The following is a 7,915-nucleotide window of genomic DNA, read 5'->3' on the forward strand; positions in this document are numbered from 1 at the left end:
AAGTATATGATAGAATCATACAAAATCAAGGAAAACGGATACCATCCTTTTTTAATTCGCGACGGTTGGCAGGTAGCACAATTGAACTACATGCCCGAACAGCATATCGATAATATCAAAAAACTGGATGTGCACCATCTGACCGATGAGGTTTTCATCCTTTTGAAAGGGAAAGCAGTTTTAATCAGCGCCCAAATTGATAGCGACATAGTAAAATTTGAAGTGGAGTTGATGAAACCGAATATTACATACAATATCCCAGTGGATACATGGCATAATATAGCCATGGAAAAAGGCTGTGAAGTCCTTATCGTTGAAAAATCGAACACCCATCTGGGCGATTTCGAGTTTTATCCACTAAATAAAGAAAAAAAGCAGGAAATGGATGCGTTGGTAGGAAGAGCTTTTACCCAATGAATTAAATTTTCAATTTAGATATCAATTAATAACAGAGTTTATGCTTCAAATAGATTTACAAGGTAAAAAGGTGTTGGTTACCGGCGGCAGCAAAGGCATAGGGGCTGAAATATGCAGAAAATTAGGGGCATGTGGTGCTGATGTCTTTATAAATTATTTCAGCAATAAACAAAGTGCCGAAGAATTAGCTAGTGAGATAAGGAATTCTTTTGGGGTAAAAACAGGCTTTGCAGGGGCCGATGTATCGGACTCGAAACAGGTCAAAGAAATGTTCTTACAAATGGATTCGGAAATCGGGGGTATCGATATCCTCGTGAACAATGCAGGTTGCGAAACGGTGAACCATGTGTTGGATATGGAGGAAGCGGAATGGGACAAGGTGTTGAACGTGAATCTGAAAGGTCCCTTTTTATGTTCAAAAGAAGCTGCAAAGCGCATGGAAAACCAGCGTGGTGGGGTCATCATCAATATATCCTCCATTCATGATACGGTCCCTAGAAAAGGATTGATCCATTATTGTTCGGCAAAAGCGGGATTGAAAATGTTCTCAAAATGCCTGTCGTTAGAGCTGGCCGATAAAAATATCAGGGTGGTCTCCATTGCACCTGGAGCCATAGAAACCGATATGAACCGTGAGGAAATCGCCCAGTTCGGGAAGGATAAATTCGAAAAATGGATTCCGCAGGGCAGAATCGGTCAAGTATCCGATGTGGCCCATACCGTAGCTTTTATGGCTAGTGATTTAGCGGACTATATCAATGGGGCGGACATTTATATCGATGGGGCCTATATGAACCATACCATCCAATATGATCCGCGTCCACCAAGAAAGAAAAAATAGTCAAAATGCAGATTGAATTAAAGGGCATGGCTTGGGATCACCCAAGAGGGTACGAACCGCTTCGGGCTCTATCCAAAGAATTTGCGAAATCGCATCCTGATGTCAGTATAAAATGGGATATACGTTCGCTCAAGGAATTTGGTGATATGCCCATTGAAGATTTGATAGCGGATTATGACCTGATTACCATTGACCATCCCTACATGGGGCAAGCACATAAAAACCGACTTTTGATCGATTTAAAGGAGTTTATCGCCAATGAAGAATTAGCCATTTTTGAAAGTTCCTATGTGGATCATTGTTACGATTCATATCATTACCAAGGTCATTTATATGCGTTACCAATTGATGCAGCTGCTTTGGTAGCGGCAAAACGGGACGACCTGTTGGTCAAACTTGGATTAGAAGCTCCCACAACCCATGATGGACTTCATAATTTCTATAAGAAAACACCGAAAGGATATTCCGTGGCATGGGCGCTTTGCCCTACCGATATTTGGTGTTCGTTCCTCACGCTTTGTGCTCAAAATGGAGGCAATGGCTTCATAAATGTTGATGGGATTGATACTAAGATCGGAGCTGTGGTTATAGATCAATTAAAATATCATTTAGAGTTTCTTCATCCTGAATCCATCAATTGGAATCCAATTCAGCTATTGGACCATATGGCAAATAATGAGGAAATAATTTATGCACCTTATTTATTCGGATACACCAACTATTCCAGATTGGGGTATGCCCGAAATTTGGTCACCTTCATTGATAGTCCTCGGAATCCAAAAATGGGGGTTTCCACAATTTTGGGAGGTGTAGGTTTGGCGGTTTCGGCAAATTGTAGCCATAAAGAAACGGCAGTAGATCTGCTGAAATATATAGCAAATCCAGAGAACCAAGAAGGGGCTTATGTGCAACATCAAGGCCAGCCAGCAGCACTAAGATCCTGGCAAAATGAAGCGAACAACATATTGTGTGGCGACTTTTTTAAAAATACCATGAGTACAATGAGAAAGGCTTATGTTAGACCACAGCACCCAGGTTGGAACCAGTTTCAAGAACAAGGTGCCGAAATAATACACAAGGGTATGATTAAAAACAGAGAAGCGATAGTCTTGATTAATGAATTAAACGCATTATATAAATCCATAGTTTCCCATGAATAGGACATTTAATCATATCATAGTTAAATCGGAGGATAATATCGGGTATTTGATTTTTAATCGACCTTCACAACTAAACGCCATGAATCGTGAAATGATGGATGAAATCATAACGGCCATTGAAGAAATAAATGCCAATGACAAGGTGCTTGTGGCTGTGATCTCGGGAAAGGGTAGGGCTTTTATGGCCGGTGCCGATATCAAGGAATATGGCAGCCAGACCCCAGAACAGTTCAAAACGTTTCAAGAACAGGGAATCAAGTTGTATAAAGCTATTGAAAATGCACCCAAACCATGGATTGCAGCCGTAAACGGATTTGCCCTTGGTGGTGGTTTTGAAATTGCCCTTTCCTGCGATATGATACTAGCTTGTGAAACTGCCAAAATGGGGCTTCCCGAAGTTTTTTTAAGTCTGGTCCCCGGGGGTGGTGGTACCCAACGGCTGATTCAGCGATTAGGAATAAACCGGGTTAAGGAAATGCTGTTTACCGGTGGACAATACACTGCTGAAATACTGCATGATTGGGGAATTGTAAATCATGTGTATACGAAAGAAGCTTTTGAAGAAGAGGTTACCCGCTTTGCGACAAAACTGACCCGAAGACCTGCCAAGGCTATAAAAGAATTGAAAAGATTGGCGCACTTGAGCCTTTCGCCCATGCCTTTTGACCAGAAAATCGAGGAAGAGGGTAAGGCTGTAACCGACCTTTTTTATAGTGAGGAAGCCCAAAAGGCCATAAAGGACTTTATGAATAAATCATGAACAGTATGTTGACATTTTTTATAGGTAGCTATACGGAATACCCCATCCCAGGTTTTGGGGGAATTGGTCATGGTATTTATACGGTACAAATGAATACGGAAACAGGCAAGTTGACCACGGTACATACCGAAAAAGCACGTAACCCGAGTTATATGGCGATTAGTGATGACAATCGTTTTCTATACTGCAACACAGAGATTGATGAGGTTGAAAACCCAAAAGTCAGGGCCTATAGAATCAACCCTGATTTTTCGTTGGAGTTTCTCAATGAACAAGCTATTTCCGGTGGATATCCCTGTCATATTGCATTTCATGAAAACAATGTATTGGTCGCCTGTTATGCTACAGGGAATGTCATTCAATATCCTTTGGATGCTTCAGGAAAACTGTTGGTAAAGGCAAAACAGTACCACCATAAAGGTTCGAGTATCAATAAGGGGCGGCAAGAAGCACCCCATGCCCATCAGGTAGTCATCCATCCGAATAAAAAGGATATTTATGTATGTGATTTGGGCATTGATATGGTAAAAGCCTATCACCTTAAAGAAGGGGAACTACTGCCCAATGCAGGCAAGGATTGCTTGGTTTCAAAAGGGGGTGGTCCGCGCCACATGGTATTTAGTAACGATGGGATTATGGCCTATGTGCTTAACGAATTAACGGGTGCCATATCGGTATTGCTAGACAAGAACGGTGCATTTGAGGAAATAAAAAGCTACGCCAGCTTACCTAATGATTTCAAGAAAGTACCCAGTGCATCCGCTATTCGCCTTCATCCTAACGGAAAATACTTTTATGCGGCAAATAGAACACTGGAAGCGATAACCATTTTCGCCATTGTCGGCAATACATTACAACAAATCGACTATCAATATACCAAAGGAAAAGAGGTTCGTGAGTTCAATATAACCCCGGAAGGTAGGTGGTTGATTGCCTGTCACCAAAATTCGCATGATACAGTAGTCTATAAAATTCAAGAAGATGGTACACTGATGGAGACCTACCGTACCAAGGAAATTCTATCACCAGTGTGTATCGTTTTTCAAAATCAAGCCCATGAAGAATGAAGATAACGCAAAGCTAGGCCCTCTAAAAGGGTTGGTCGTAGCTGATTTTACACAGTTGGCCCAAGGCCCTTGGGCAACACAAATGTTGGGTGATATGGGTGCCTACATCATTAAAATCGAACCAATAAAGGGCGATTGGATGCGACATTATTCCTATGGCAACCTGTATCCGAAAGGGGAGAGTATCTCGTTCGTTAGTTTCAATAGGAACAAGCGCAGTATTGCTCTAAATCTGAAGGATGCCAACGATATTAAAATAGCAAAGGACATCATAGCCAAGGCCGATATTCTTGTGGAAAATTTTCGTCCTGGTGTTATGGAAAGACTTGGACTGGGCTATGGGGATATGAAAAAATTGAATCCGGGATTGGTGTATTGTTCGAGTTCCGGTTATGGATCTTCAGGACCGTATTTGCATCGTCCCGGTCAGGATTTACTGGCACAATCCATAGGAGGTGGATCGGCATTAAATGGGGTAAAAGGTCAGATGCCCGTCGTAACGGCCGTGGGGCAGGCCGATTTATTGACGAGTTTGTTCATCAACCAATCGGTATTGGCAGCGATTTATTCCCGTGAACAAACAGGCAAAGGCCAAAAGATCGAGGCCAATTTATTGAATTCGGTCGTAGGGTTCCATATACAGGAAATCACGGCTTACCTGCACAAAGGTGAAAATCCGGAACGAAGCGAAAGTGGCATTCCAAACCCTTGGCTGGGGGCTCCTTATGGGCTGTATAATACCAAGGATGGGTATTTGGCCATCGGAATGAATTCCGTTCAAAAATTGGCTCAGGTCATTGGCCTCGAGAAATATGATTCAGCAGCATTTGCATCCAATAATATTTTGGAAAGTAGGGATGAAATCCGTTTTGCGTTTGATGCCGTGTTCAAGACCAAAATTACGGACGAATGGCTGGAACTTTTATTGAAGGAAGATATATGGTGCTCCCAGGTAAATACCTTTGATGAAATGGTAAAAGATCCCCAGATCGAACACAATGAAATGATCATTGAAGTTGAACACCCTACCATCGGAAAGGTGAAAACAACGGGTTTTCCGGTATGGTTTAGCGATACCCCACAAAAGATTTATAGACCGGCACCACTATTAAATGGGAATGCCAAGGAAATACTTGAAGAATTTTGCGGGTATAGTGAAGATGAAATTAACAGATTTAACAACAAAGACCAGAACGTATGAAACTAGGATTTGGATTATACAGGCATATGCTCAATACGAAGCATTACAATTTTGCCAAGCAATGTGGCGCCACGCATTTGGTCATTCATATGGTAGATTATTTTGGGCACAACAAAGACAGTGCAGACCAACCTATTGGCGGCACAATGGGGTGGGGTAGCGCTGGAAATCCAGATGAAATATGGTCTTATGAAGAGTTGGCGGCTATTAAAAAAGAAATCAATGACAATGGGTTGGAATTGGAGGCCATAGAAAATTTTGACCCTGCCCATTGGTATGATATTCTTTTGGATGGTCCCAAGAAGGAACAGCAGATGGCCAATCTTAAACAACTCATTCGCAATGTCGGCAAAGCGGGGATTCCGGTTTTTGGGTACAACTTTTCCCTGGCCGGGGTCGCTGCCCGTACGCAAGGGACATATGCCAGGGGTAGTGCCCTTTCCGTCGGTATGGAAGGGGCTGACGATACGCCAATCCCCATTGGAATGGTTTGGAATATGGTGTATGATGAAAATGCCCCTGAAGGTACGTTGCCAAAAATCGATCATGATGAACTTTGGAATCGCCTACAGTATTTTCTGGATGGGATTCTACCAGTCGCCGAAGAGGCAGGTGTGAAAATGGCAGCCCACCCAGACGATCCACCAATGCCCTATGTTAGGAACACCCCTAGATTGGTTTATCAACCCGATATGTACCAAAAACTGATCGATATGAGGCCTAGCCCTTCGAATGCATTGGAATTCTGTTTGGGCTCCCTTGCCGAAATGACCGAAGGAGATGTGTATGAGACAACAGATAGCTATAGTAAACAGGGAAGAATCGGTTATATCCACTTTCGAAATATTGTAGGGAAAGTTCCTAATTATAAAGAGGTGTTTGTAGATGATGGGGATATAGATATGTTCAAAATCCTAAAAATCCTTAAGAAAAACAATTATGATGGAGTGTTGATTCCCGATCATACCCCACAAATGACCTGTGATGCCCCTTGGTATGCGGGAATGGCATATGCTATGGGATATATGAAGGCGGCGATTAATCTATTATAGTTGAAAACAATAATTCAAAGAATCAATTGAACAATTTTGAAAAAAAGCCAAATGATACTAAAATTTAGGAGTAACCAGATTGGATTCATACTGTTTATTGCGTGTTGTTTACTAGGAATAAAAATTCAAGCACAGCAAGTCATTACCCCTGCCGAACCAGAATATTATGCTAAGGATAGGGAGGATATTTTGTTTGATGATGAACATGTACTTTTATTCAACCATAGGGGATTTGTGTCTCCAAGACAGTATAGCCTAACACAATTCACAAATGTTTGGTTTTTACCTTTCGGTTCGCCACGTTATGAATTCAATTTGAACTTTTTTGATAAAGGCACAGGTCGTTTAATTGAGGATGATGTCCCTACAAAATGGAAATCGTGGATCGATGATGGTGGTAGTTATGATCCTTTGGGCTCCAATTTTCGGCCGAACTCCCCATCGATAATGGTTACCCAAGATGAAAAATGGCAACCTAACCAATATAAAAGAACAGCCACATTCCATAAAGAGTATAATAAGAAGTGGGTTAGTTTTTCCGCAAAGAGTTTGACTAATGTTTCTTTTGATGATGATGAGGTATTTATAAAGCTGACCCTTACCAATCGCAATTCGAAAAATTTGGAAATGACCATTATTCCCAATCAGGTAGCCGAGGTCATGGAGCGTTATTCTAAAAAAGGAGTAGTAGCGGGTTCAAACAAAGCGGATTCTCTTGACGCTTTTACATTAGGAAGTGAATTGGCACATGCCCGAGTATCATCGTCGATTAAAGAATTTAATGATAAGGGATTCGAAATCAATATAAAAGCAGGGGAGACTGAAACCTATTATTTCACAGTACGGTTCTATGAACCCACAGATGGTGCTCCCGCTATTTACCAGGCGGATATTAAGGAGCGCATGGGTCGCGCAGCTAAAAAAACTCGTGATATGTTGTCTTGGGCCTATGAAAAACTTCCGAAATTCTCAAGTTCAAACAAGCAGCTTGAGGAGTATTATTATCGTTGTATGCTTTCGGTTCTTATGAGTCGCTATGAAAATCCAAGTTACATTTCAGATGTGTTTTGGGCCGTGGGTACTTGGCCTTATACCATAAGTTGGGATACGTCCTATGCTTCAGATGTTATTGCAATGTTGGATCCTGAAAGCCTTAAAAAGGCCATTTTAACAGACTTTGAACAGGTACAGTTAAAAAGGACTTATGTAGGTTGGAATGGAGCTCATTGGGACATTCTGTACATTCAAGAGCCTTTTGCACTGCAACTTATGATCGAAGCTTATATTCGGCATACAGGGGATTATTCCATTTTTGACGAAAAAGCGGCAGGTGTTTCTGTATGGGAATGGATGCAACGTTGGGTGACCGAATTACAGACCAATTATACCAATGATCTAGGGTTGATCGATGTAGGCT

General features: G+C 41.7%; 8 protein-coding genes. All 8 read left to right on the forward strand.

Going from position 1 to position 7,915, the window contains the following annotated elements:
* Positions 1-417: hypothetical protein (locus WBM98_RS08305; RefSeq protein WP_424365557.1), on the forward strand; the 417-nt coding region annotated here is incomplete at its 5' end.
* Between the two features lie 40 nt (positions 418-457).
* On the forward strand, positions 458-1,258 hold the full coding sequence (locus tag WBM98_RS08310; protein ID WP_424365558.1) for an SDR family NAD(P)-dependent oxidoreductase: 801 nt from the start codon (positions 458-460) through the stop codon (positions 1,256-1,258).
* Positions 1,259-1,263: 5 nt separating this feature from the next.
* Positions 1,264-2,418 carry an ABC transporter substrate-binding protein gene (locus tag WBM98_RS08315; protein WP_424365559.1) on the forward strand — a complete coding sequence of 385 codons (1,155 nt, stop codon included), beginning with the start codon at positions 1,264-1,266 and terminating at the stop codon, positions 2,416-2,418.
* A complete protein-coding gene (locus WBM98_RS08320) occupies positions 2,411-3,178 on the forward strand; it encodes an enoyl-CoA hydratase/isomerase family protein (RefSeq protein ID WP_424365560.1) in 768 nt (255 codons plus the stop codon). Before WBM98_RS08315 ends, WBM98_RS08320 begins: the two co-directional genes overlap by 8 nt.
* 5 nt (positions 3,179-3,183) lie before the next feature.
* Positions 3,184-4,245 (forward strand): lactonase family protein, encoded by a 1,062-nt coding sequence (locus WBM98_RS08325; RefSeq protein WP_424365561.1) that lies wholly within the window; start codon positions 3,184-3,186, stop codon positions 4,243-4,245.
* Positions 4,235-5,446, forward strand: a complete 1,212-nt coding sequence (locus tag WBM98_RS08330) for a CaiB/BaiF CoA transferase family protein (protein ID WP_424365562.1) — start codon at positions 4,235-4,237, stop codon at positions 5,444-5,446. The genes WBM98_RS08325 and WBM98_RS08330 overlap by 11 nt, the downstream gene beginning before the upstream one ends.
* Positions 5,443-6,498 carry a mannonate dehydratase gene (locus WBM98_RS08335; RefSeq protein WP_424365563.1) on the forward strand — a complete coding sequence of 352 codons (1,056 nt, stop codon included), beginning with the start codon at positions 5,443-5,445 and terminating at the stop codon, positions 6,496-6,498. Before WBM98_RS08330 ends, WBM98_RS08335 begins: the two co-directional genes overlap by 4 nt.
* Before the next feature lie 51 nt (positions 6,499-6,549).
* Positions 6,550-7,915, forward strand: a 1,366-nt coding sequence (locus WBM98_RS08340) for a hypothetical protein (protein WP_424365564.1), incomplete at its 3' end; no start/stop codon positions are given.

It is taken from the genome of Maribacter sp. (assembly GCF_049667165.1).
In the GTDB taxonomy this organism is placed as follows: Bacteria; Bacteroidota; Bacteroidia; order Flavobacteriales; family Flavobacteriaceae; genus Maribacter_A.

Coding starts and splice junctions, on each gene's coding strand:
- WBM98_RS08325 (WP_424365561.1), top strand. CDS start 3,184: ATGTTGACATTTTTTATAGGTAGCTATACGGAATACCCCATCCCAGGT.
- WBM98_RS08310 (WP_424365558.1), top strand. CDS start 458: ATGCTTCAAATAGATTTACAAGGTAAAAAGGTGTTGGTTACCGGCGGC.
- WBM98_RS08320 (WP_424365560.1), top strand. CDS start 2,411: ATGAATAGGACATTTAATCATATCATAGTTAAATCGGAGGATAATATC.
- WBM98_RS08335 (WP_424365563.1), top strand. CDS start 5,443: ATGAAACTAGGATTTGGATTATACAGGCATATGCTCAATACGAAGCAT.
- WBM98_RS08330 (WP_424365562.1), top strand. CDS start 4,235: ATGAAGAATGAAGATAACGCAAAGCTAGGCCCTCTAAAAGGGTTGGTC.
- WBM98_RS08315 (WP_424365559.1), top strand. CDS start 1,264: ATGCAGATTGAATTAAAGGGCATGGCTTGGGATCACCCAAGAGGGTAC.